Here is a 23,116-nt window from a genome sequence, read left to right as displayed (position 1 = left end):
CGTTCCAGTTGTGACAGTGGCACTCTTCGATCAACAGGACCCGGCGTTCATCGCGGATCCGTACCCCACCTTCGCCGCGCTGCGGGAGCGCGGCGAGGTCCACTGGCACGAGGACATGGGGGTCGCGCTGGCCGTGTCGCACGCGGCGAGCTCGGCGGTGCTGCGGCACCGGGCGCTCGGCCGCGTCTGGTCGGACGTGAAACCCGTGGAGGCGTTCACGTCGTTCAACCTCCTGCACCGCAACTCGCTGCTGGAGAACGAGCCCCCGACCCACGGCAGGCTGCGCAGGCTGGTCGCCGCCGCGTTCGGCCGCGGCCACGTGGAACGCCTGAGACCCTGGATCGCGACCTTGTCGGACCGCTTGGTCGACGAGCTGTGCGCCAAGATCGCCGACCAGGGCTCGGCCGACCTGCTGGCCCACGTCGCCGCCCCGCTCCCGGTCGAGGTGATCGCCGAACTCCTGGGCGTCCCCGGCTCCGAGCGCGCACTGCTCCAGCCGTGGTCGAACGCCATCGTGAAGATGTACGAGTTCGGCCTGGCCCCGGAGAAGAAGGACGCCGCCGAGCGCGCGGCCACCGAGTTCGTCGCCTACCTGCGCGACCTGATCGCCCTGCGCCGCAAGAACCCCGGCAACGACCTGGTGAGCGACCTCGTCGTCGTCACCGACACCGACGGCGGCAAGCTGACCGAGGACGAACTGGTCGCCACCGCCGTGCTGCTGCTCATGGCGGGCCACGAGGCCACCGTGAACGTCATCGGCAACGGCACCCTGGCCCTCATGCGCCACCCCGACCAGTGGCAGCGCCTGCTCGACGACCCCGGCCTGATGCCCACGGCTGCCGAGGAACTGATCCGCTACGACTCGCCGTTGCAGCTGTTCGAACGCACCGCGACCGCCGACGTCGAAATCGCCGGCTACGCGCTGAAGGAGGGCGACAAGATCGCCGCCCTGCTCGGCGCGGCCGCCCACGACCCGCTGGTCTTCACCGCCCCGGAACGCCTCGACATCGGCCGCTTCCCCAACCAGCACCTGGGTTTCGGGGCCGGCATCCACTACTGCCTGGGCGCGCCGCTGGCCCGGATCGAGGTCGAGGCCGCGTTGTCGGCGCTGGCCCGGAAGTTGCCCGGCGCGCAATTGGCGGCGGAGCCGAGGCGACGGGACGAGTTCGTCATCCGCGGGCTGCACGAACTGCCGTTGACGACCGCCTGATTTCCCCTTGTTGCGCGCTTTGCCGGATTGTCGATCGCGGCGAACGGCGGCAGGGGGCGTTCGCGCCCTGAACTGTCCTTTCATTGACCAGGAAAGGCAAGTCCCCACCCCGTCGAGCGCCAGTACCGTGATGTGCGGACGCGCCACCGGGGGTGGAGGACGACGTGGAACTTCTCAACAGCTTCTACCAGATCGGAATACCGACGATCGCGGGAGTGGCCGTCTTCCTGGCCTACATCCGGCCCGCGATCCGGCTGCTCAACCGCACGGTGTACAGCTGGCGCAAGTTCACCAGGCTGTTCCGCGCGACCGCGACCGTGCTGCGGTTCTTCAGCTACGGCTTCTCGCGCAAGGACCTGTACCGGGCGGCGTGCATGAGGGTGGAGGCCGAACTCCTCAACCCCCGCCCGGAAGAACCGGACCGGTGGGAGCACCCGAACCGCCCCGCCTACCGGAAGGTGGTGAGCGCGCACCGCGTCGCGGTGCGCGCATGGCAACGGGAGATCGACTCGCAGCTCGAGAGCTTGATGAAGGGCGGCGGCGAGATCGTCCTGCTCACGTGCTTCGCGATCTCCGAGGTCGAGGACGAGATCCTTCGCTACTTCCGGGTCCGGGTCGCGGAGAACGCCAAGGTGGACGCGAACCCACGGGTTTTCGTGTCCAGGGTGCAGGTGAAGGACGGCTACATCGCTCCACTGCAACTGCTGTCCGGGTTGCTCGGGCACTCCGGTTCGGACTGGCCCGCTCTCATCGGCGGGCACGACACCGCGACGAGGCAGCTCGACAAACGGCTGGGGGACTTCCGCCAGTTCCAGGCCTTCCTGTTCACCTGCTGGCTGACCTGGGGGCCGAGCGCCCCGTTCGGCACCTGCGAGAGGTGGGGGACGGCGGCAGGCTGATGCAGTACGGCTTCGGGGACGAGAGCAACTCCATCGCGCTGGTGATCCGCACCTCCGACCGCTTCCGCCTGCCGACGTCGCGCGGCGGTCACCCGGTCCTCGCGAAGCGCAGCTGGGTGACCGGTGTGATCAAGGACGTCGAGGCGATCGACACGTACACCCTGTCCGAGGTGCAGACCAAGGCCCTGGAGGACGGGCAGAACCGCCTGGTGCTGGAGACCGCCGACCCGATCAACCCGGTGCAGGGGAGGAACAAGTACTACTCGGCGTACATCTGGGTGATCATCACCGTGTGCGCCCCCGACGGGCGACCTCGGTTCGAGCAACCGTGGCGCAACATGCTGACCTTCTTCGAGCACGGCAACATCGCGGACGAGACCACCTACCTGCTCCTCAAGCAGCAGTTGGCCGTCAAGGTCCGCTCCTCGATGGAAGCGATCCTCCGAGAGCGGCCCGAGGTCGTGTTGACCTACGCGTGCGCCATCGACGACTGCGGCTGCGGTCAGCCCGTCGAGTACCCGCCCCCTTCGGGTGAGTCGGTGCGCGAACTGCTGTTCGTCGAACCGTGGTGGGCGCGGCTGCGCGCCGAGGGTTGGGACGGCCGGGTGCGCACCGAGCTGTCCGGCGACGCGCGCGTCGAGCACGCGGCCTGCAACTTGCCGTTCGTCGTGGAGGAGTACCAGAACCGCGCCCAGGTCCCCGAGTCGAAGCCTTCGACCTCACGTCTGCCGCACGAGGTCGCGCGGTGATCCTCTTCCACGACCTCACACCCGCCGACGCCCCGGCGCTGGCCGACTTCTACGACACCCACTACGTCCGCGAGTTCCCCGATCCCGACGAGCGGGAATCGCTGGCCACCATGATCGACTACCTGCGGCTCAAGGAAAAAGGCTGGTACGGCAGGAACAACTACCACATCATCCTCGCCACGACGGACGGCACGACGATCGGTTTGTCGGTGGTGGACTACTTCGCCGAACCCAACGCGGGCGTGATCGAGTTCCTGATGGTCGTCCCCGACGCCCGCGGTTCGGGCGCGGGACGGGCGCTCCTCGCCGAGACGGAGCGGGTGCTCGACCAGGACGCCGCGGCCGCTTCCGGAAAGCGGCTCGACCACCTGTTCGCGGAGATCAACGACCCGTTCATCCCGACCGAGGTCCCGGACACCCTGGACCCTGCGGTCCGGGCTGTCATCTGGGACCGGTGGGGCTTCCGCGGCCTCGACCTGCCGTACTTGCAGCCCGCGCTGTCCGAAACCCAGGACGGCGTGACGAACCTGCTGCTCATCGGCAAGTCCTCCGGTGCGCCGCCCTGCCCTTCCACCGTCCGCCAAGCCGTTCACGACTACCTCCGCTGGGCCATGCGGATCGAGGACCCGAGCCGCTGCCCCGAGTACCGGACGATGGCGGAGCACCTCTCCGGGCAGGACGCGGTGAGGACCTTCTCGCTGTCCCGTTACGTCGGGTCGGGTTCCCCGCACGTGACCCCGTTGACCGGCCAGGACGACCCCGACTGGGATTCCGCCCTCGCCCTGTACCGACAGGTCTTCGGGTCCACGGCGTACTCGGTCCCGGAGTCCGAGTTCACGCGCGCCCACCCGGTTCCCTTCCACTTCTGGTCGCTGCGCCGCACACCATCGGACCCGGTCGCGGGCATGGCCAGCTTCTTCACCCTGAAGACCGCGGGTTTCGGCGGCTACGTCGTCTTCGCCGAGGGCCTGCGCGGAATCGGGGCGCTGCGCCCGCTGGTGGCCCGGATCGAACTGCGGATGCTGGCCGATCGCCCCTCGGTGACCGGGTGGTACGTCGAGGTGGCCGACATGACCGATCCGGCCCCGTTCCACGCCATCGGCTTCACCGAGCTGCCCGTCCGCTACACCACGCCTGATCCCGAGGGCGTCGAGGTGGCGATCAGGCTGCTGTACAAGCCGATCGGCAGGCACTACCGCCCGGCGCTGCCGACACCGGCCGAGACGGACGAGGCGATTCGCGAGATCAGGGCCGTCGTCTACGACCGGTAGGACCCCGCGTCAGTACCGGCGCGGGAGCCGGAAGCCTCGGTCGGCCAGCACGGTTCGGGCGCGGTCGGGGTAGTCGGTGATGAGGCCGTCCACGCCGTCGTCGATCAGCTTGTTCATGGTGGCCGGGTCGTCGATGGTCCACGGGATGACCTTGAGGTGGGCCCTGTGGGCTTCGTCGACGAGGGCTTTTGTCGTGAACGGGACGTAGTTCGGGTCGCCCACCTTGCCGTTCTGCGGGTTGCCGTGGACCGGGGAGAGGGCGGAAGCGCCGAAGCTCTTGACGGCCTTGACGGGGCTGCCGCCGAAGTCGTCGAGGTTCAGGCCGCCCAGCCACGGGGAGCCGGGGCGGAGGAATTCGGGTTGGGTCAGGGCGACGAGGGCGATGCGGGGTTCCACCTCGCGCATGCGCATGAGGGAGCCCCAGTCGAAGCTCTGCACGGTGACGTTGCGGAGGTAGCCGGAGCGGCGGATCTCGCGGGCCGCGATCTGGACGAACTGTTCGCGTGGCGCGGTTTCCTCGGGGGCGGCGGCCTCGACCTTGGTCTCGATGTTGAAGCGGATGTCGCGGGCGTGGTGCTTGCGGGCGAGGTCGAAGACCTCGCGCAGGGTCGGCATCTTCGCGCCGGGCGAGAGTTCCTGGTCCGGGTACTGGTCCCAGCGGCGGGAACCGCAGTCGAGGGTGCGGACCTGCGCGAACGTCAGGTCCTTCACGTACTTGCCCGCGTACGGGAACGCCGGGTCGCCAGGGGTGGCGGGCGCGGTGTCAATGCACTTGGCCGGGTTCGTCTTCCGGTCGTGCGTCACGACCTCGCGGCCGTCGGAGGTGATCTGGAGATCCATCTCCAACGTGGTCACGCCGACTTCAAGCGCCTTGTCGAACGCCGCGAGGGTGCTCTCGACCGTCAGGCCGATCCCACCCCGATGCGCCTGGAGGTCGAACTCCCGCCCGTGGGCGTCCGCGACGCCGGGGGCCAGCAAACCGATCGCTACCGCTACCGCGAGTGCCCGCATGACTCCACCGTGGCAGAGCCAGGTGAACACGCGGTAGCGCCGAGGAAGGCAACCCAGGAGGACTCGGGGAAGGCGAGAATGCCGGCGGCGGTGTTCTTGGAGTCCCGGACACCGACCAGCGGACCGGAGAAAGCGACCTCGACGCAGTTGCCGTTGTTGCCGTTGCCACTGCGGCTGCTCTTGCGCCACACCGCGCCGGTGAAGTCCACAGTGGACACCGCGATCGCCTCTTTCACTCGGGGCCGTACTGCTCGGCAAGCACCCGTTCGATCAGCGCGATCGACTCTTCGGGATCCAGCGCCCTGGAAGCCAGGTGCTCGAACACGAGTTTAGCCTCCCTGACCTCGTTCTCAGCCTCGATGTGGAGCGACCCGGTGGGGTACTCGACGTAGAGCACCTCAGGGTCGTGGGGCTCCGGAAAACTCAGCATGGTGAAAGCGCCGTTCATGCCGTCATGGGCTCCGGCACGGTCGGGGAGGACTTGGATGGTCACCGTAGACAACCGGCTCGCCAAGATCAGGTGGCGCAACTGCTTGCGCATGACCTCCGGACCACCGACGTGCTTGCGGAGCACCGCTTCGTCGATCAGCGCCACCAACCGGAGTGAGTCGTCGGAGTCGGTGAGCCGCAATTGCCGGATGAGCCGCACCTTGACCTGGTTCTCGATGTTCGCGGTCGATCCCCGGACTCGGCGAGCCGCGAAGAACGCCCGCATGTAGGACTCGGTCTGCAAGAGTCCGGGAATGAACAGCAAGGACAGTTCTCGCACCACCGACGCCTCGGTTTCCACATCGATGTAGCCCAGGTCTTGCAATCCGTAGGTGACCCACCAGCCCGGTTTCCCGGCGCGGCGGGTCTGTTCGAGCAGGTCTGGCTCGTACTGGTCGTAGAGGTCCATCATCGAGCGGATCAGGTGGATGTCGACCCGTGTTTCGCCCTGTTCGATGCGGTGCATGGTGCTGCGGGCCTTGTCCAGGGCTTCCGCGGCGTCGTCGAGGGTCATCTTCGCCCTGAGCCGCATGGCCTGGAGCCGGGCTCCCAGTCGGCGGCGGCGAAACGGCGGTCGGGTGGGCATCCGCCGATTATGACTACGGAAAATCCGGAAGCGGGATTTCCACATCGACTCACCGGATCGTGTGGTCGTCCCGTGTGGACACTCGTTTCATGGAGGCAACCCTGTTCGCACTGGTGACCGACGAGGCCGAGCTGTTCGCGTTCGGCATGGAGATCACCAACGGCGATCACACCGAAGCCGTCGTGTACCGGCGGGATCCGGACACGCGCAAAACGATGTTCGGCGTGCACGACTCGGCCGAGCGGGCCAAGCGGCACTACTCGCGGATGGTCCCCGTGGACATCCTGTGGGCTCCCGACGACTGGGAGAACGAGACCGTGTAGCCAGGTAGCCAGGACCAGCGGTAGCCAGGACTAGCGCGCGGAACCGGCGTAGCGCTGGGCCCGCAGCGGCGGGGCGGGCGCGTCCTTCACGCCGACCACGCGCATGAACCGGACGGCGGACGGGTCGACCGGCAGCAGCAGCGTGGTGACGCGGCGGACCAGCAGCACCGTCGTCACGGCCACGGAGGCGGTGAGGAGGTCCGCGACCGCGTGCAGCAGCACGCCGTCGGCGAGCGCCTGCACGCTGGAGCGGAACGACCAGGCCAGCGTGAACGTGACGAACAGGGCGTTGGCGACCCACAGCGCCCACCAGACCCGGACGAGCCGGGACGGGTTCGGGCGCTGGTCGACGGGTTCGCGGAGGGCGGCGTGCTCCAGTTCCGCGGCGGTCGAACCGGGGACGACCAGGTTCATGCCGGGCACGACCAAGCCCACGACGACCTGGAGGTCCGAGCGGGACGGGGCGTAGCCTGCGGCGTCGGCCGCCGCGTCGCGGGCGCGGCGCAGCCACAGCAGCGTCAGCACGATCGCCAGCGCCGACGACACCCACGTGACGATCGACGACGAGACGACCAGCGCGTCCGACACGCTGACGGTCGTCGGCGACAGCGCGCCGAACCGGCTGAGCGCGAGGAGCACGTACCGCCAGATCTCGCTGCCCGCGGCCCACACGGCCATCAGGGCGGCGAGGCCCAGCGCGTTCGACGCCGCCCTCGCCTGGCTGCGGACCTGGTCGACCGAGACCGGGGCCGAGGCGTCGCCCATGACCGACGTCGGCCAGCGCCACGCCAGCAGCGGGAAACCCCACCGCGGCGGCACCGGGTACGACGGCGGACCTTGGTAGCGCGGGAGGAACCGCGGCTGCCGACGCTGGTAGGCACCGGGCGGCGGGGTCGCCACCCAGTCCACGCGCAACGGCTGCAACGGCTGCACGGTCAGATGACCTCGGGGTCCGCGCCGCCGACGCCGCCCACGAGCGGGCGGCCCTGCGCGGCCCAGAGCTGCATGCCGCCGTCGACGTTCACCGCGTCCCAGCCGTTCTGGTTCAGGTACTGGGTCACGCGCGCCGACCGGCCGCCCATCCGGCAGACCACGTAGAACTCGCTGTCGGCGGGCAGCTCCTCGAGCCTGGACGCCAACTCGCTCATCGGGATGTGCAGGGCGTCGGGCGCGTGCCCGGCCGCCCACTCGTCGGCTTCGCGCACGTCGAGCAGCACCTTGCCCTCGGGCAGGTCGACGGGCACCTCGGACACTTCGACGGTAGGCACGGTCACGTCGTAGATGGTGCCACGTGACCCGGTCGGGCGCGTGTGAGGAACGCCGTCACCGGGCCCGCGCGACGAGTTCGCCGATCGCCTTGAGCTGCTCGGTGCTCAACGGCGGCGTGGCGCGGCCATGTGCGCGGTGGTCGACGAGCGTGCCGTTCGGGTTCGTCCGGAAGTCGGGGGTGCCGTGGTCGCGCTGCACGACCTCGATCAGCACCCCGTCGGGTCGGTAGATCCGCAGCGCTTGCGACAACGACTGGAACGGCTCCCCCGGCGTGACCGAGTAGTGCTGGACCACGGTCCCGTCGTCCAGCACCAGGCGGTTCGGCGGTGCGCAGTTGCCGTAGAAGAACCCGTCGCGGTCGGCCGCCATCAGCGGTTCACCGCCGAACGCCCACTGGTTGATCGCCACGCTCCCGGTGCCCGCGGCGTCGCTCACGTCGATCCACCGCGCGTAGCGCGGCCCGTCCCCCGACCGGAACGGCGGCAGTTCGGCGGTCTGCTGCTCACCCGCGACCGCGGGCCGGGCGACCGCGTCGACCGCGGCGCCGAACGCCTCCGCCACGGCGGGCGCCACCGGGACGTTCCCGACCTCGGCGCCCACACCGATCCCCGACGAGGCGCACAGCGGGATCGAGGAGATCGACCGTCCATCCGGCGGCGTCCCGGTGACGTCCGGGTGCTGCACGGGCAGGTCGACCGCGGGCCACGGGGTCGTGGTCGCCACGACCGGACCGCCGTCGGCAGGTGGCAACGACGTCGGCGCGCTCCGCAGCGTCAACGCGGTGAACCCCGCGCCGACGATCACGGCGACCACTCCCGCCGCCGCTCCGGCGCGCAGCGCGAACACCCGTCGCCTGCCGCGGCGCAGCACGTCGTGCAGCCCGGTCGTGGCCGGGGGAACCGCCAGGTCGGCCATCGCCCGCAACTCCTGTTCGAGGTCCGACATCAGGCACGCTCCGAGGTGTCGACGGGGAGGTAGGCGGCGCGGAGCGCTTCCAGGCCGCGGGCGGTCTGGCTCTTGACGGTCCCGGACGAGCAGCCCAGCGCCTCGGCGGCCTGGTCGACCGAGAGGTCGTGCACGAACCGCAGCACCAGCGCCGCCCGCTGCCGGGGCGGCACGACCTGCAACGCGCGCAGGAGGCCGTGCCGCTCCGGGGTGATCGGGTCGTGCGACGCGACGTCCGGCGGCTCGGCCACCGACCGTTCCCTCCCCCGCACCCGGCGGCGGGCGTCGAGGAACAGCCTGGTCATGACCGTGCGGAGGTAGGCGTCCGCGCTGTCCCGGCGGATCCGCGGCCACTTCGCGTAGACCTTGACGAACGCCTCCTGCGCGATCTCCTCCGCCTCCGACCAGTTGCCGCACAGGGCGAAGGCCGAACGACGAGCCTGGTCGAACCGGCTCGTGAAGAACTGGGAGAACTCGTCGTCGCGTCGCACGGCTCACCTACGCACTTGTGGTGGCGGCGGTTGCACGGCTTTGAGATTTCTTGAAGGTGCGCCCGACATCCTGGTCCAGGGGGTACGAGGGGGAGGAGTCCGGCGTCGGGAGGGGTGGCGGGCCCCCCGCTCCCCCGCTTGCCGATCACCCCCCCACCCCGCCCCGGGCCGGGGGGCCACCCGCGACTGGCTACCGCGCGACTAGTGCGAGGTCGCCTTTTCGGCGCCGACACCGGTGAGGGCGCGCACCTCCATCTCGGCGTACTTGGCCGGGTCCTTCTCCTTGGAGAGAACGGTGCCGAGGTAACCGAGCAGGAACGACAGCGGAATCGACACGATGCCGGGGTTCGACAACGGGAAGACGTCGAAGTCCGCCGTCGGGAACATCGACGTCGCCTTCCCCGACACCGCGGGCGAGAGGACGATCAGCAGGATCGTGACCGCCAGACCGCCGTAGATGCTCCACAGCGCGCCCGCCGTGTTGAAGCGCTTCCAGAACAGGGAGTACAGGATGGTCGGCAGGTTCGCGGACGCGGCGACCGCGAACGCGAGGGCCACCAGGAACGCGATGTTCTGGCCGTTGGCCGCGATGCCGCCGCCGATGGCCACGACGCCGATGACGACCGCCGTGATGCGGGCGACCCTCACCTCCGCGTCCTTGTCCTCCATCTTCCCCTTCTTGAGGATGTTCGCGTAGATGTCGTGCGCGAACGACGCCGACGCGGTGATCGTCAACCCGGCCACGACCGCGAGGATCGTGGCGAACGCGACCGCGGCGATCAGCCCCAGCAGGATCGGGCCGCCGAGCGCCTCGGCCAGCAGCGGGGCCGCCGAGTTCGCCTTGCCGGGAGCCGCGTTGATCTTGTCCGGGCCGACCAGCGCACCGGCGCCGTAGCCGAGGACCAGCGTGAACAGGTAGAAGATGCCGATCAGCCAGATCGCCCACACCACGGAACGACGGGCTTCCTTCGCGGTCGGGACCGTGTAGAAGCGCATCAGGATGTGCGGCAGACCGGCGGTGCCGAGCACCAGCGCGAGGCCCAGCGAGAGGAAGTCGAGCTTCGACGTGCCGGTCGCGCCGTACTGGAGGCCGGGGCCGAGGATCTTCTCGCCCGCCTTCGGGGCGTTGTCCACGGCCGCGCCGAGCAGCGCGGACAGGTTGAAGCCGTACTTGCCGAGCACCCAGAGGGTCATCACGCCCGCGCCGATGATCAGCAGCACGGCCTTGATGATCTGCACCCAGGTCGTGCCCTTCATGCCGCCGATCAGCACGTACGCGATCATCAGCGCGCCGACGACCGCGATGACCAGCGCCTGGCCGCCCTTGCCGGTGATGCCGAGCAGCAGCGCCACGAGACCGCCCGCGCCCGCCATCTGCGCCAGCAGGTAGAAGAACGACACGGCCATCGTCGACGTCGCCGCCGCGGCGCGCACCGGGCGCTGGCGCATGCGGAACGCCAGCACGTCGCCCATCGTGTACTTGCCGGTGTTGCGGAGCAGCTCCGCGACCAGCAGCAACGCCACGAGCCACGCGACCAGGAAGCCGATGGAGTAGAGGAAGCCGTCGTAGCCGTTGACCGCGATGGCGCCCGCGATGCCGAGGAACGACGCCGCCGACAGGTAGTCGCCCGCGATGGCGATGCCGTTCTGCGGCCCGGTGAACGCGCGACCCGCGGCGAGGTAGTCCGCCGCCGTCTTCTGGTTGCGGCTGGCCCGGATGACGACCACCAGGGTGATCGCGACGAACACGGCGAAGATGCTGATGTTCAGCACCGCGTTGCTGTTCACGCCTGGCCCCCTTCGAGTTCGTGGCGGAGCTTCTCGGCCAGCGGGTCGAGCTTCTTGTTGGCGTGGCTGACGTACAGCGTCGTGATGGCGAACGTCGACACGAACTGGAGGAGACCGAAGATCAGCCCGACGTTGATGTTCCCGACGACCTTGGTCGCCATGAAGCCGTGGGCGTAGTCCGCCAGCAGCACGTAGGCCAGGTACCAGACCAGGAACAGCCCCGCCATCGGGAAGACGAACCTGCGCAGCCTGCGACGCAGTTCGACGAAATCAGGGCTGGCCTGAACATCGGCCCAGTTGTGTTCGTCAATGGGATTCGACCCTGCCGGGGGGTGCTCAGTCGTGCTCACAGTCCCCTCCTCGCGTCCGTGTCGTAGGTGTCAGCACCGTGACGGGCACGTAATGCCTTCCTGAGTGCTTCAGGTACGCGGTGCACCGTAGAGACGTGCGCATACTCACAGTAAGACCCCGTTGGGTGCATTGCGCTCAACAGTCGAGTGATGCGATGAGCGGTACAGATGCCGAGACGAACTGCCCTTGAGCGGACAAACCACACCGTTAACCGGATCGATGCACAAGCCTTAACCCATTCGAGACCTTCGTGACACTCCGCTGTCAGGAACGGGAACCGCGGTGCTTCACGTCCAGCCGGGCCTTTTCCTCCACGGAACCGAATCGGGCCACGTCCCGGTCCTGGATGAAACCGAGCGGGTCGGGGGCGTGCAGGCGCAGCAGGATCTGGTTCACGTCCTCCGGCTTCCGCCGCCGCGTGCCCTTGCTGACGACGATCATCGTGAGGAACGCGATCGGCACCGTGATCAACGCGGGCTGAGCCGCCACCGACGGAGCCCAGTGGCCGGTGTAGCTGCTGGCCACGGTCACGCCCTGGGCGATGATCACCAGCCCCCCGCCGACGACCAGCCCGCAGATCGCGCCGACCCACGTGAGCCCGCGCCACCAGATCCCCAGCACCAGCATCGGGCAGAACGTCGACGCGGCCAGCGCGAACGACATCGCCACCGTCAGCGACGCGTCACCGCGCGGCAGGATCAGCGCCAACCCGATCGCCACCGCGCCGGTCAGCACCGTCGCCCACCGGAAGTCCCGCACCTTGCCCGGCAGGATGTCCGTCGACACCACCCCGGCCACGCTCACGACCAGGCCCGACGACGTCGACAGGAACGCGGCGAACGCGCCCGCCGCCACCACCGCGCCGAGGATCTGGCCACCGAGGTTGGGCAGCACGGTGTTCGGCAGCATCAGCACCGCCGCGTCCGTCTTGCCCGTGACCAGCAGTTGCGGCAGGAACTGGCGGGAGATCACGCCCAGCACCGTCGGGAAGATGTAGAACAGGCCGAGCAGGTACAGCACGTGCAGCGCCGTCCGGCGGGCCGCCGTGCCGTCCGGGTTCGTGTAGAACCGCACCAGCACGTGCGGCAGGCCCATCGTGCCGAGGAACGTCGCGAAGATCAGCGAATACGTCTCGAACAGCCCCGAAAGCCCGTTCTGCTGGGGTTTCAGCCACGACTCGTTCGTCGTCGGCACGCCGTCCACGACGGGGACCGCGCTGCCCGCCCTGACGCTCAGCACGGTCTCCGCGCCGAGCGTGTACACGCCCCTGTTCCAGATCGCCGGACCGTCGATGGCCGTGCCGTCGACCACCCCGCGCACGTCGAGCGTGATCGGCTCGGACACCCGGATCCGCACGGGGTCGCCGGTGGTGAACGTGATGTCCTGGTGGAACCGCAGCAGGCCGTTGTCGTCGATCGCCTGCGCGCCGTTGCCCGGACCGCCGAGGAACACCACGAACAGGATGAACGTCGGCGCGGCGATCGCGAACAGCTTCCCCCAGTACTGGAACGCCTGCACGAGCGTGATCGCCCGCATCCCGCCGCCGAGCACGTTGACCACCACGATGATCGTGACGACCGCACCCCCGAGCCAGGCGGGGAGACCGGTGATCGTGTTCAGCGTCAGACCGGCGCTCTGCAACTGCGGCACCAGGTACAGCACGCCGATGCAGACCACGAAGAACGTGCACACGTGCCGCAGCCCCGCCGACCCCAACCGGGCCTCGGCGAAGTCCGGCAGCGTGTACGCGCCTGACCGGCGCAGCGGCGCGGCGACGAACAGCATCAGCGCCAGGTAGCCCGCCGTGAAGCCGATCGGGTACCAGAGGGCGTCGATGCCGTCCTTGAGCACCAGGCCCGCGACCCCGAGGAACGACGCGGCCGACAGGTACTCGCCGGAGATGGCGGCGGCGTTGCGGGTCGACGGCACCGACCGGCGGGCGACCAGGAAGTCAGGGGTGGAGTTGGCGCGGCGCGAGCCGACGTAGCCGAGCAGGAACGTCACCACCGCGACGACCACGACGCCGGAGAGGCTCCACAGGTCCTTGGTCATGTCAGCGGTCGACCATGTTCACGAAGTCCCGCTCGTGGCGCTCGGCGGCGCGGCGGAACCAGAAGCCGATGGCGTAGAACAGCGGGAACGGCAGCAGCGCCAGGACGATCCACGGCAACCGGATACCCACGAGCTGCACGTTCGACAACCCCGGAACCCACAGGAACAGGGCGGGCAGCGCGCACAGGAACAGCAGCGTGCCGCCACCGAGCAGGAACGCCGTCCGCAACTGCTGGTTGATCAGGTCGCGGACCAGCTTCTCCCCGACGCTGGTCTGCTCCTCCAGCTCGATGATCGTGCGCATCGCCCGACCACGGCCCTTGCTGTCGGCCAGCACGACCCGCCGCCGCCGCTGCTTGCGCCCGGAAACCTCCAACCAGGCGTCCCGCTCACCCGGCTGCGGCTGGTCCGGCTGTCCGGGCGGACCGGACCCCATGTCGTTCCTGGTCATCCCCAACTGCTCTTGGGCGGGCGCACGATGCGCTCCTTCAACTCTCGGGTGTGCCGTCGGCTGACCGGCAGCTCCTTGGCGTCGGCTCCGCTGCCGATCACGACGGCGTAGCCGTTCGACGTCATCCGCAGTTCGCTGACCAGCGGCAACGCCACCAGGTACGAGCGGTGGATGCGGACGAAGCCCGCGTTGGCCCAGCGTTCCTCGAGCTGCGCCAACGGGATGCGGACGAGGTGGCTGCCCTCGGCCGTGTGCAGGCGGGCGTAGTCGCCCTGCGCCTCGACGAAGCGGACGGTCGCCCGCGGGACGAGCTTGATCGTCCCGCCGAGCTCGACCGGGATGACCTCCTCGTCCGTCGGCTCGACGTACGCGGGCTGGTTCTCCGGCGCGACGACGGGCGTCTGGTTGACCCGGTCGACGACGCGCGAGATGGCCTTGTTCACCCGGTCGTCGTTGATGGGCTTCGTGACGAAGTCCAGCGCGCCGACCTCGAACGCGACGACGGCCTCCGAGTGCTCGACGCCCGTCACGAACACCAGCGCGGGGGGAGCGCGGAACGCGTTGAGCACGCGCGCCAGGTCGGTGCCGCTCAACCCCGGCATGTTGATGTCCGCGAAGACCGCGTCCACCGGTGGCCGCCCCTCCTTCGAGCGCTGCATGACCTCGTCGTCGTAGTCGCCGCGCAGTATGCGCAACGCCTCCGCCGCGTCGAAGGCGGTCAGCACGCGGCGGATGTGCGGGCTGCTCTCCAGCAGGAACTTGATCTCGCTCAGACCGGGCGCCTCGTCGTCCACCGCCAGGACGAGGAGGCCGGTGTTGTCTTGGATGCTCACTGTGTGCGCATCTTGCCCATCCGCGAGGGGTCGTGTCTACGCCACCGACCGTCCGTTGGGGAACCTTGATCTCACAATCCGAATCGGGACCAGCGAGCACGTTCTTCCAGCGCCGCCAAACCGTCGAGCACAAAGTCCCCCGATCGGGTGGTCGCGCCGGCCAGTCCGAGCTTCGCGAACAGGTTCTTCTTCGGCTCCGCGATGGCGATCTCGGCGTCCGGGAAGCGCTTCGACACGACCCCGCGCAGCGTCCCGACACCGTCCACGAGCCCCAGCTCGGCGGCCCGGACGCCCGTCCACACCTCGCCGGTGAACAGCTCGTCGTCGGTCGCCGTGAGCTTCGCGCCGCGCCGTTCGCGCACCCAGTCGATGAACTGGCCGTGCAACTGGCTGTGCAGCGACTTCAACCACTCCACGTCCTCGGGCTTCTCGGCCTGGAACGGGTCGAGCCGCACCTTGTTCACGCCCGCCGTGTACACCCGCCGGTCCACGCCGTACTTCTCCAGCAGCCCGTTCAGGCCGAACCCGGCGCTGACCACGCCGATCGACCCGACCATCGACGTGCCGTGCGCGTAGATCTCGTCACCGGCGCAGGCCAGCCAATAGCCGCCGGACGCCGCCAAGTCCTCGCAGAACGCCAGCACCGGCACCTTCTTCTTGTCCGCCAGCTCGCGGATCCGCTCGGCCACCAGCGCGGACTGCGTCGGCGCGCCACCCGGCGAGTTGATCAGCAGCGCGACCGCCACCAGCCGCTCGTGGTCGAACGCGCGCGTCAACGCCGACTCGAGGTTCTGCAGGCTGATCGAGTTGCGCGCCATCGGCGTGGGCGTCGGCGTGATCACGCCGTGCAGCCGCACCGCGGCCACGACCGGCGGCCGCTCCCCCCGATCGCCCACGATCTTCGGAAGACGCGCCGCAATCTTGTCCGTCACGCTGCTCATGGCACGACCCTACGTGCGGCGGGGTGAGGTCCGCGCGGGTTAGCATCAGGGCCCAGAGCAACCCCGGCGAGGCCGCCCATGACGTTCAACCCGCTCCGATGGTTGGAACGCTACGTCGAGTGGTGGGATGAGAAGGGCCGCCGGAACCCCGACGGGCCGTCGCCCATGGGCGTGTACTGGATGTGGATCCTCTGGTGCGTGTGCGCGGTGATGCTGGTGACGACGCTGGCCGTGGCGGCTAGGTAGCAGCGAGCTTCCCAAGCTTTCGCAGGTCGTTCACGAAGAAGTAGTGAAGGCGACTTCGCAGTTCGCTCTCCGCCGCGACGGAGAACAGCAAACCGCGCTTCTCGAAATCAAGTCGCCACTCGTCGAGTTTCCGCTGTTGATCCGCGTCCGCCGTTGACGGTCGTCCGTATTCGAGGAAGATCACGTGGACCTCCGCACCCCGCTCGATCGCACGTTCGACCTCTTCGACGGTTCCCGAGGCATAGCTCTCCGTGGGCGTTCCAAGACGAGATCGGAACAACGCGACCACGATGTCGGCTTGGTCCCCGACCTCGTTGATGATCGCCTGGGGTCCATCGCCGAATCCCGACACGCTGTCCCGCTCCCAGCGGAGCGGAAGCAACGCCAGGCCGTCATGGCGGCAATGGGCGGCGTTGACCTCCGCCACCACCTGCTCGACGATGCCGCGCTCGATCTTGAGATCCCCAGGAGAGGCGATGAGCAGGGAGAACATGCGCACGTCGAACCCAGGCCGCCGCTCAGGCTCAGCTGTACTGGAAGCCAGGTCCGGGTTCCGCTTGCGGTTGTCGGCCTCCACGCGCTCCACGACCCGCTCGACGTAGTCGCGGACGGTGACAACTCCCTCGTAGTTCAGGAGTTCGCGGCCAAGAGTCATGGTCCACTCGGCGCCACCCGGAGCAATGCCGAACCCGCGACTCATGACGAAGGGTTCGCTCCGGATGAGTTCGGGCAGCAACCTCACGAAATCCTCGCTGAGCCTCGGCCTCCTTGCGGCCAGCTCGGCCGAGGTGATTACCGGGTGCTCCGCCTTCAGCGCCGAGTACTTGTGCCGCTGCACGCGTTCCACCAGAACCTGCAATGCCTGGATGAAGTTCTCGGCGATGGGGAAGTAGTCGGGAAGCAGTAGTCCCGCCGCGATCGTCAGCCGGATCTCATTGTCCGCTGACAGGTTTCGATGGTCGTACCAAGTAGGACCGTATTGCCATCCGCCGTCGAACGATCCGACCTTGGGCAGGGAGGTGAGCAGCTCCCTGACGTCGCGGACCGAGGGGTACATCATCGCTTCGACGTACTGCCAGTTCGGCCAGTGGCCAGATTCGAGCATGGGTCCGGCAATGACTCGCAGCAAGTTCTCCTGTTGCGGGGACACTTCCCCGAAAACATCCGGCACGTCGCTCCCGATGCCAAGCTGATCGTCGAGAACAGCCTATAGACCGTCAGGCCCGGATGACCGGCTGCTCGTTCGTCTCGTCGATCGGCGGCTGCACGAGCGTGAGGTTGGTGCGCACGCCGCGGCTGTACTTCGGGATCTTCAGGATGATCTTCATGCCCGCGTCCGGCGCGGTCTCGACGACCAGGGCGTACTCGTCGCCGAACACGGCCCTCATGCGGTCGTTGATGTTGCCCAGGCCCACGTGGGCGCCGGTCTGGTGGGCGTCCTTCAGGTCGTCGAACAGCCGGTCCGGGTCCATGCCGACGCCGTCGTCCTCGACGCTGATCAGCGCTTCCGCGCCGTTGTCCTCGGCGATGATCGTCAGCAGGCCGCCGCCGGGCTTCTTCGCGATGCCGTGCCGGACCGCGTTCTCCACCAACGGCTGGAGCACCAGGAACGGCAGGACCACCTGGAGCACCTCGGGGGCGATCCGCAGGCGGACGTTCAGCCTCGGGCCGTAGCGGGCCTGCTCGATGGTCAGGTAGCGGTGGATGTTCGTCAGCTCGTCGGCCAGCGTCGTGAAGAAGCCGTCCGTGCGGAACGAGTACCGGGTGAACTCGGCGAACTCCTGGAGCAGCTCGCGGGCGTGCGCCGGGTCGGTGCGGATCAGCGACGAGATGGTGTTCAGCGCGTTGTAGACGAAGTGCGGGGAGATCTGCGCGCGCAGCGCCTTCACCTCGGCCTGCGCCAACGCCTGCCGGGACTTCTGGAGCACCTCCAGCTCCAGCTGCGTCGACACGAACCGGGCCGTCTCCTCGGCCATCCGGATCTGCCGCTTGTTCGCCACGCCGCTGATCACGATCAACGTCCCCGCCACGTCGTTCTCCACGACCAGCGGCACGACCACGGCGCTGTGCAGCGAGCACGGGCCGGGCAGCTCGCAGCCGAGCTTGCGGTGCTCGACGTGCTCCTTCTGCCCCTGGTTGATCGCCCGCGCGATGTACTCCTGGAGGAACTCGTAGTGGTCGTTGGCGCCGCCGTCCCACGACAGGAGCGTGCCCTCGTTGTCCGTGATGCCGACGGCCACGCACCGGAGCATCTCCCGCAGGTGCGGGGTGGCCTTGTCCGCGGCCTCCTGCGTCAGCCCCTCGCGCAGGTCGGCGGACGCCTTCGACATGCGGTGCAGCATGTCCATGACGGCGTCTTCCACGGAGGTGCTCACGCGACGAGCACGGCACAGCATCACGAACAGGCCGAGGACGGCCAGCGTCGCGATGACGCCGAGCACGGTCCGCTCGGCCAACAGGTCACCCACGGAGACCATGCTCTGCTGTCGGGGAGGCCGTGGCAAGGGCCTCAGGTCCCCAACGCCCGTACGGTCCACCGGTTTGGGTAGACATCCGATGTCTTACCGGCAAGAGTGGCGTCGTGCAGAAGGTCGCCGAGAAGTCGCCCAGGGTCGCATTGTTCGCAACATGCCTGACCGACACGCTGTACCCGGCCACGCCGCGGGCCGTCGTGACGCTGCTGGAGCGGCTCGGGTGCTCGGTGGAATTCCCGCTCGAGCAGACCTGCTGCGGCCAGATGCACTTCAACACCGGGTACCCCGACCACGCACGTGGGCTCGCCGGTTCGTACGAACGGACGTTCGCGGACTACGACGCCGTCGTGATCCCGTCCGGGTCGTGCACCGGGATGGTCCGCGACATCCACCCGCAGCTCGGGTCGAAGCCCGCGAAGACCTACGAGCTGTCGGAGTTCCTGGTCGACGTGCTCGGCGTGACCGACGTCGGCGCGTACTTCCCGCACCGCGTCACCTACCACCCGACGTGCCACTCGCTGCGGATGCTCGGCGTCGGCGACAAGCCGTTGTCGCTGCTCAGAGCCGTGCGCGGGCTGGACCTCGTGGCGCTGCCCGACGCCGAGTCGTGCTGCGGGTTCGGCGGCACGTTCGCGCTGAAGAACTCCGACACGTCCACGGCGATGCTGTCGGACAAGATGAGGCACGTGCTGGACACCGGCTCCGAGGTGCTGACCGCGGGCGACAACTCGTGCCTCATGCACATCGGCGGCGGGCTGTCCCGGCTGCGCGCGGGCGTGCGGCCGGTCCACCTGGCCGAGATCCTGGCGAGCACCGAGGAGGAGCCGTGGGCACCCGAAACCCGGTGACGTGGCTGGGCAGTCCGAAGTTCCCGGACGCCGCCCGGACCGCGCTGGCGAACACCCAGCTCCGCAGCAACCTGCGCAAGGCCACGGGCACGATCCGCGGTCGGCGCGCGGCCGCCGTGGACGAGATGACCGACTGGGAGGACCTGCGCCTGGCCGGTGAGGCGTTGAAGGACGAGGTGCTGCTCAACCTCGACGTCTACCTGGAGCGGCTGGAGAAGTCCGTCACCGAGCGCGGCGGCGTCGTGCACTGGGCGCGGGACGCGGCCGAGGCGAACGAGATCGTGCTGCGGCTGGTCCGCGAGACCGGGGCCGACGAGGTCGTCAAGGTCAAGTCGATGGCCACCGCCGAGATCGGCCTCAACGAAGCCCTCGAAGCCGGTGGTGTGACGGCGATCGAGACCGACCTGGCCGAGCTGATCGTGCAGCTCGGGCACGACCGGCCGTCGCACATCCTCGTGCCCGCGATCCACCGCAACCGCTCGGAGATCCGCGACATCTTCCAGCGCGAGATGCCGGACGTGCCGGACGGCCTGACCGACGAACCCCGTGACCTGGCCGAAGCCGCACGCGCGCACCTGCGGCGCAAGTTCCTGTCGGCGCGCGTCGCCATCTCGGGCGCGAACTTCGCCGTCGCCGACACCGGGTCGATCGTGGTGCTGGAGTCCGAGGGCAACGGCCGCATGTGCCTCACGCTGCCGGAAACGCTGATCACCGTGATGGGCATCGAGAAGCTCGTGCCGACGTGGTCCGACCTCGAGGTGTTCCTGCAACTGCTGCCGCGCTCGTCGACGGCCGAGCGGATGAACCCGTACACGTCGGTGTGGACCGGCGTGACCCCCGGCGACGGGCCGCAGCAGTTCCACCTCGTGCTGCTGGACAACGGCCGCACGGACACCCTCGCCGACACCGTCGGCAGGCAGGCGCTCCGCTGCATCCGGTGCTCGGCCTGCCTCAACGTGTGCCCCGTCTACGAGCGCACCGGCGGCGAGTCCTACGGCTCGGTCTACCCAGGCCCGATCGGCGCGATCCTCACCCCGCAGCTGGTCAACGACCCGCACGACAAGCAGGCCGCGTCGCTGCCGTTCGCGTCCTCGCTGTGCGGCGCCTGCTACGAGGTCTGCCCGGTCCGGATCAACATCCCGGAGGTGCTGACCCACCTGCGGGCCAGGTCGGTCGACGCGCGCGGCCGAACCCCGGAGTCGATCGCGATGGCCGCCGCCGCGTGGGTGTTCGCCTCCCCCAGCAGGTACGAACGCGCCCAGAAGTTGGCCACGTTCGCCAAGCTGATCAGCCGCAACGGCCGCATCACCCGCCTACCGGGTCCCGGCGCGGCGTGGACATCGTCCCGCGACGTGCCCGTGCCCCCGAAGCAGTCGTTCCGCGCCTGGTGGAAGGAGAACCGTGCCTGACGCCCGCACCGAAGTCCTGGCCAGGATCCGAGCGGCACTGGGCGACCGCCCCACCCCCGCGGCCGTGCCCCGCGCCTACCACCGCACCGGACCGGGCTCACTGGACCTGTTCGCCGAACGCGTCGCCGACTACCGCGCCGTGGTGCACCAGGTGGCTTCGCCCGACATGGTGCCCCTGCTGGCTTCACTGCTCGGCACCCGCCGCATCGTCGCCCCGGCCGACCTGCCCGCCGAGTGGCTCGTGCCATCGGTGACGTGGCTGCCGGACTCGCCACCGTTGAGCATCGAGGACCTGGACGGGGCGGACGGGGTGCTGACGGCGTGCGCGGTGGGCATCGCCGACACCGGCACGATCGTCCTCGACGCGGGCGTGGCCCAAGGCCGCCGCGTACTGACGCTGCTACCGGACTACCACCTGTGCGTGGTCCGCGAGTCCCAGGTGGCGGCCACCGTCCCGGAAGCGTTGGCCAGGCTGGATTCCGTACGCCCGCTGACGTTCATCAGCGGCCCATCGGCGACCAGCGACATCGAACTGAACCGCGTGGAAGGCGTCCACGGGCCCCGGACACTGGAAGTGGTCATCGTGCGGGACTGAGACGTCCGGCCGACACTCGGAAGATGGAAAAAGGCGACAAGGTCTCCTGGTCCAGCCACGGTCACCGCGTGCAGGGCGAGGTGGTCGAGGAGATCACCACGGACGGCGAAGCCGCGGGCCGCACCGTGCGCGCGTCCGAGGACGACCCGCAATACCGGGTGCGCAGCGACAAGACCGGCAAGGACGCCGTGCACAAACCCGACGCACTGCGGAAGAAGCCCTGACCGACTTCTCCGAAGCGGTCACCGTGAGGCGGCGAACCCCACCACGCCTCCTACCAGCGCAAACCACTCACTTTCCTCGCCCCCAACAGACGGACAGCCCCCACCCACCTCCGGGGGACGGCCCCGAGGCCAGTCTACCGGGAGGGGGTGTCGACGAGGGCTTTGTCGATCTTGCCTGTGGACAACCAGAGGGCCTGTGGACAAGGCGCGGTGGACGTGCCGTCACTTCAGCAGCCTGGACATCCTCCGGTCCGCCAGGGGTTTGCCGCCGGTCTGGCAGGTGGGGCAGTACTGGAACGCCTTGTCGGCGAACGAGACCTCGCGGACGGTGTCGCCGCAGACCGGGCACGGGAGGCCTGTCCTGGCGTGGACGCGCAAGCCTGAGCGCTTCTCGCCCTTGAGGGTGGCGGCGGACTGGCCGACGGACCTCGCGACGGCGTCGGTGAGGACGGTCGTCATGGCCTCGTGGAGCTGGTCGAGCTTGTCGTCGGTGAGCTTGCCCGCCGTGGCGTACGGGGACAGCTTGGCGGTGTGCATGATCTCGTCGGAGTAGGCGTTGCCGATGCCCGCGAGCAGGGTCTGGTCGGTGAGGGCGGTCTTCAGGCGTTCGCCGTGGCCTTCGAGGAGCGTGGCCAGGTCGTCCCGGCTAAGGCTGAGGGCGTCCGGGCCGAGTCTGGCGATGCTCGGGACCTCGGACGGGTCGCGGACGATCCACGCGGCCAAGCCCTTCTTCGTGCCCGCCTCGGTCAGGTCGAAACCTGGGCCCTGACCGGGTGGGCCGAGGTGGACGCGCAGCGCCAGCGGGCCGCGACCCGGTTTCGGCGGGGGCGCGGAGAGGTTCTCCGACCAGCGCAGCCAGCCCGCGCGGGCCAGGTGCACGACCAGGTGAATCCCGTCGCAGTCCAGGTCCAGGTGCTTCCCGTGCCTGCCCGCGCCCGTGACCGCCCGTCCGACCAGCGCCGTCCACGGCGGGTCGAACGTCTTCAGCACCTGCATGGACGAGACGTCCACGCGGTGCACCGTCCGTCCGACGGCGTGTTCGCGCAGGTGGTGGGCCAGCGCCTCGACCTCTGGTAGTTCCGGCACCAGCCCAGTGTCACCCGCGAACGCCGATCAGTCGACCGGTTGCAGCGGACCCTCGACGTCCGGGAGCGAGTACATCTCGATGTTCCGCGACACCTTGGACGCCTCCTGGCGCACGGTGAGCATCCCGCGCACCTGGCCCATCCACAGCTCCGGCGGCTGCTCGTCCGCCGTCGCCTTCGACTCCGCGACCAGCGTCCACGGCCTGCGCAGGCTCCAGCGGACCGGGAAGAACAGGAACACGAAGATCAACGCCAGGATCAGCCACGAGGGGACGACGACCTGCGCCGGTGTCCACGAGACCAGCACGACGCCCATCACGATGACGATCAGCATCATCATCACGCCGGGGCCCTGGCCACCGCTCACGTCGTGCTCGAAGTCGCCGTCCGGGGACGGGTTGCGCCATTCGATCCGGCTGCGCACCGTCCACATCCGGCCGTCCGCACCGCGCACCAGCCGCGTCATCACCGTCTCCTAGGCCTCACGAGCGATCACTCAGCGTTGGTTAACGCTACCCGCAAAGCGCTGCACCCGGTGGGTGAACCGACGGGGCCCCGCCGTGGCGGGGAGTGATC

General features: G+C 69.1%; 27 protein-coding genes. 10 read left to right on the top strand and 17 right to left on the bottom strand.

Translation table 11 applies throughout. The features are described from left to right. Positions 1-10: 10 nt before the first annotated feature. The 4 genes from ACFWW9_RS05490 (at position 11) to ACFWW9_RS05475 (ending at position 4,129) form a co-directional block, all read left to right on the top strand. Complete coding sequence (locus ACFWW9_RS05490; RefSeq protein ID WP_390371791.1) at positions 11-1,210, top strand: cytochrome P450; 1,200 nt, start codon at positions 11-13, stop codon at positions 1,208-1,210. 164 nt (positions 1,211-1,374) lie between these two features. Beyond that, on the top strand, positions 1,375-2,109 hold the full coding sequence (locus ACFWW9_RS05485; protein ID WP_390371788.1) for a hypothetical protein: 735 nt from the start codon (positions 1,375-1,377) through the stop codon (positions 2,107-2,109). Further along, positions 2,109-2,858 (top strand): hypothetical protein, encoded by a 750-nt coding sequence (locus ACFWW9_RS05480; RefSeq protein WP_390371786.1) that lies wholly within the window; start codon positions 2,109-2,111, stop codon positions 2,856-2,858. Before ACFWW9_RS05485 ends, ACFWW9_RS05480 begins: the two co-directional genes overlap by 1 nt. Next, complete coding sequence (locus ACFWW9_RS05475) at positions 2,855-4,129, top strand: GNAT family N-acetyltransferase (RefSeq protein WP_390371784.1); 1,275 nt, start codon at positions 2,855-2,857, stop codon at positions 4,127-4,129. The genes ACFWW9_RS05480 and ACFWW9_RS05475 overlap by 4 nt, the downstream gene beginning before the upstream one ends. A gap of 9 nt (positions 4,130-4,138) precedes the next feature. On the opposite strand, the gene ACFWW9_RS05470 is transcribed toward ACFWW9_RS05475, so the two are convergent. The 3 genes from ACFWW9_RS05470 to ACFWW9_RS05460 are packed head-to-tail and all read right to left on the bottom strand — an operon-like array spanning position 4,139 to position 6,215. Beyond that, entirely contained in the window at positions 4,139-5,140 is a 1,002-nt protein-coding gene (locus tag ACFWW9_RS05470) for a glycerophosphodiester phosphodiesterase family protein (RefSeq protein ID WP_390371782.1), read from the bottom strand. Then, complete coding sequence (locus ACFWW9_RS05465) at positions 5,122-5,376, bottom strand: DUF397 domain-containing protein (protein WP_390371779.1); 255 nt, start codon at positions 5,374-5,376, stop codon at positions 5,122-5,124. The genes ACFWW9_RS05470 and ACFWW9_RS05465 overlap by 19 nt, the downstream gene beginning before the upstream one ends. Then, on the bottom strand, positions 5,373-6,215 hold the full coding sequence (locus ACFWW9_RS05460; RefSeq protein WP_390371777.1) for a helix-turn-helix domain-containing protein: 843 nt from the start codon (positions 6,213-6,215) through the stop codon (positions 5,373-5,375). Before ACFWW9_RS05460 ends, ACFWW9_RS05465 begins: the two co-directional genes overlap by 4 nt. A gap of 89 nt (positions 6,216-6,304) precedes the next feature. Here ACFWW9_RS05460 and ACFWW9_RS05455 point away from each other — a divergent pair, with 89 nt between their 5' ends. Next, positions 6,305-6,538 carry a hypothetical protein gene (locus ACFWW9_RS05455; RefSeq protein ID WP_390371771.1) on the top strand — a complete coding sequence of 78 codons (234 nt, stop codon included), beginning with the start codon at positions 6,305-6,307 and terminating at the stop codon, positions 6,536-6,538. Positions 6,539-6,568: 30 nt separating this feature from the next. Here the strand turns inward: ACFWW9_RS05455 and ACFWW9_RS05450 are convergent, their stop codons facing one another. From ACFWW9_RS05450 to ACFWW9_RS05405, 10 genes are all read right to left on the bottom strand, one after another. Then, positions 6,569-7,471 (bottom strand): DUF4328 domain-containing protein, encoded by a 903-nt coding sequence (locus tag ACFWW9_RS05450; protein WP_390371768.1) that lies wholly within the window; start codon positions 7,469-7,471, stop codon positions 6,569-6,571. 2 nt (positions 7,472-7,473) lie between these two features. Beyond that, complete coding sequence (locus ACFWW9_RS05445; RefSeq protein ID WP_390371766.1) at positions 7,474-7,812, bottom strand: rhodanese-like domain-containing protein; 339 nt, start codon at positions 7,810-7,812, stop codon at positions 7,474-7,476. A 49-nt stretch (positions 7,813-7,861) separates the two neighbouring features. Then, positions 7,862-8,752 (bottom strand): hypothetical protein, encoded by an 891-nt coding sequence (locus tag ACFWW9_RS05440; RefSeq protein WP_390371763.1) that lies wholly within the window; start codon positions 8,750-8,752, stop codon positions 7,862-7,864. Further along, on the bottom strand, positions 8,752-9,243 hold the full coding sequence (locus tag ACFWW9_RS05435; protein WP_390371760.1) for a SigE family RNA polymerase sigma factor: 492 nt from the start codon (positions 9,241-9,243) through the stop codon (positions 8,752-8,754). The genes ACFWW9_RS05440 and ACFWW9_RS05435 overlap by 1 nt, the downstream gene beginning before the upstream one ends. 201 nt (positions 9,244-9,444) lie before the next feature. Continuing rightward, a complete protein-coding gene (locus tag ACFWW9_RS05430) occupies positions 9,445-11,031 on the bottom strand; it encodes a cation acetate symporter (RefSeq protein ID WP_390371757.1) in 1,587 nt (528 codons plus the stop codon). Beyond that, positions 11,028-11,381: a DUF485 domain-containing protein gene (locus ACFWW9_RS05425; RefSeq protein ID WP_390371754.1), complete on the bottom strand. Its 354-nt coding sequence runs from the start codon at positions 11,379-11,381 to the stop codon at positions 11,028-11,030. The genes ACFWW9_RS05430 and ACFWW9_RS05425 overlap by 4 nt, the downstream gene beginning before the upstream one ends. 265 nt (positions 11,382-11,646) lie before the next feature. After that, positions 11,647-13,434: a cation acetate symporter gene (locus ACFWW9_RS05420; protein WP_390371751.1), complete on the bottom strand. Its 1,788-nt coding sequence runs from the start codon at positions 13,432-13,434 to the stop codon at positions 11,647-11,649. Between the two features lies 1 nt (position 13,435). Further along, a complete protein-coding gene (locus tag ACFWW9_RS05415; RefSeq protein WP_390371748.1) occupies positions 13,436-13,885 on the bottom strand; it encodes a hypothetical protein in 450 nt (149 codons plus the stop codon). Further along, positions 13,882-14,718, bottom strand: a complete 837-nt coding sequence (locus tag ACFWW9_RS05410; RefSeq protein WP_390371745.1) for a LytR/AlgR family response regulator transcription factor — start codon at positions 14,716-14,718, stop codon at positions 13,882-13,884. Before ACFWW9_RS05410 ends, ACFWW9_RS05415 begins: the two co-directional genes overlap by 4 nt. A gap of 71 nt (positions 14,719-14,789) precedes the next feature. Continuing rightward, positions 14,790-15,659 (bottom strand): S49 family peptidase, encoded by an 870-nt coding sequence (locus ACFWW9_RS05405; RefSeq protein WP_390371742.1) that lies wholly within the window; start codon positions 15,657-15,659, stop codon positions 14,790-14,792. Between the two features lie 102 nt (positions 15,660-15,761). On the opposite strand from ACFWW9_RS05405, the gene ACFWW9_RS05400 reads away from it, so the two are divergent. Further along, positions 15,762-15,905 carry a hypothetical protein gene (locus tag ACFWW9_RS05400; protein ID WP_390371740.1) on the top strand — a complete coding sequence of 48 codons (144 nt, stop codon included), beginning with the start codon at positions 15,762-15,764 and terminating at the stop codon, positions 15,903-15,905. Here the strand turns inward: ACFWW9_RS05400 and ACFWW9_RS05395 are convergent. Both ACFWW9_RS05395 and ACFWW9_RS05390 read right to left on the bottom strand, forming a co-directional pair. Further along, positions 15,898-17,076 (bottom strand): hypothetical protein, encoded by a 1,179-nt coding sequence (locus ACFWW9_RS05395; protein ID WP_390371738.1) that lies wholly within the window; start codon positions 17,074-17,076, stop codon positions 15,898-15,900. The genes ACFWW9_RS05400 and ACFWW9_RS05395 overlap by 8 nt on opposite strands. 46 nt (positions 17,077-17,122) lie before the next feature. After that, positions 17,123-18,382 (bottom strand): sensor histidine kinase, encoded by a 1,260-nt coding sequence (locus ACFWW9_RS05390; RefSeq protein WP_390371736.1) that lies wholly within the window; start codon positions 18,380-18,382, stop codon positions 17,123-17,125. A gap of 104 nt (positions 18,383-18,486) precedes the next feature. On the opposite strand from ACFWW9_RS05390, the gene ACFWW9_RS05385 reads away from it, so the two are divergent. From ACFWW9_RS05385 to ACFWW9_RS05370, 4 genes are read left to right on the top strand one after another with little or no spacing between them, the layout of a single operon-like run. Then, the gene (locus ACFWW9_RS05385; protein WP_390371733.1) at positions 18,487-19,227 is read left to right on the top strand and encodes a (Fe-S)-binding protein; all 741 of its coding nucleotides are present in this window, start codon (positions 18,487-18,489) and stop codon (positions 19,225-19,227) included. Then, positions 19,206-20,636: a LutB/LldF family L-lactate oxidation iron-sulfur protein gene (locus tag ACFWW9_RS05380; RefSeq protein WP_390371731.1), complete on the top strand. Its 1,431-nt coding sequence runs from the start codon at positions 19,206-19,208 to the stop codon at positions 20,634-20,636. The genes ACFWW9_RS05385 and ACFWW9_RS05380 overlap by 22 nt, the downstream gene beginning before the upstream one ends. Next, positions 20,629-21,231 (top strand): lactate utilization protein C, encoded by a 603-nt coding sequence (locus tag ACFWW9_RS05375; protein ID WP_390371729.1) that lies wholly within the window; start codon positions 20,629-20,631, stop codon positions 21,229-21,231. The genes ACFWW9_RS05380 and ACFWW9_RS05375 overlap by 8 nt, the downstream gene beginning before the upstream one ends. A gap of 23 nt (positions 21,232-21,254) precedes the next feature. Continuing rightward, positions 21,255-21,455 carry a DUF2945 domain-containing protein gene (locus ACFWW9_RS05370; RefSeq protein WP_390371726.1) on the top strand — a complete coding sequence of 67 codons (201 nt, stop codon included), beginning with the start codon at positions 21,255-21,257 and terminating at the stop codon, positions 21,453-21,455. Between the two features lie 222 nt (positions 21,456-21,677). Here ACFWW9_RS05370 and ACFWW9_RS05365 read toward each other — a convergent pair whose 3' ends face one another. Continuing rightward, on the bottom strand, positions 21,678-22,541 hold the full coding sequence (locus ACFWW9_RS05365) for an Fpg/Nei family DNA glycosylase (RefSeq protein ID WP_390371723.1): 864 nt from the start codon (positions 22,539-22,541) through the stop codon (positions 21,678-21,680). A gap of 27 nt (positions 22,542-22,568) precedes the next feature. Then, complete coding sequence (locus ACFWW9_RS05360; protein WP_390371721.1) at positions 22,569-23,006, bottom strand: DUF983 domain-containing protein; 438 nt, start codon at positions 23,004-23,006, stop codon at positions 22,569-22,571. Positions 23,007-23,116 lie beyond the last annotated feature (110 nt).

The sequence above is a fragment of the Umezawaea sp. NPDC059074 genome, assembly GCF_042738955.1.
GTDB lineage: Bacteria > Actinomycetota > Actinomycetes > Mycobacteriales > Pseudonocardiaceae > Umezawaea.
This window is presented reverse-complemented; position numbering and strand designations above follow the sequence as displayed.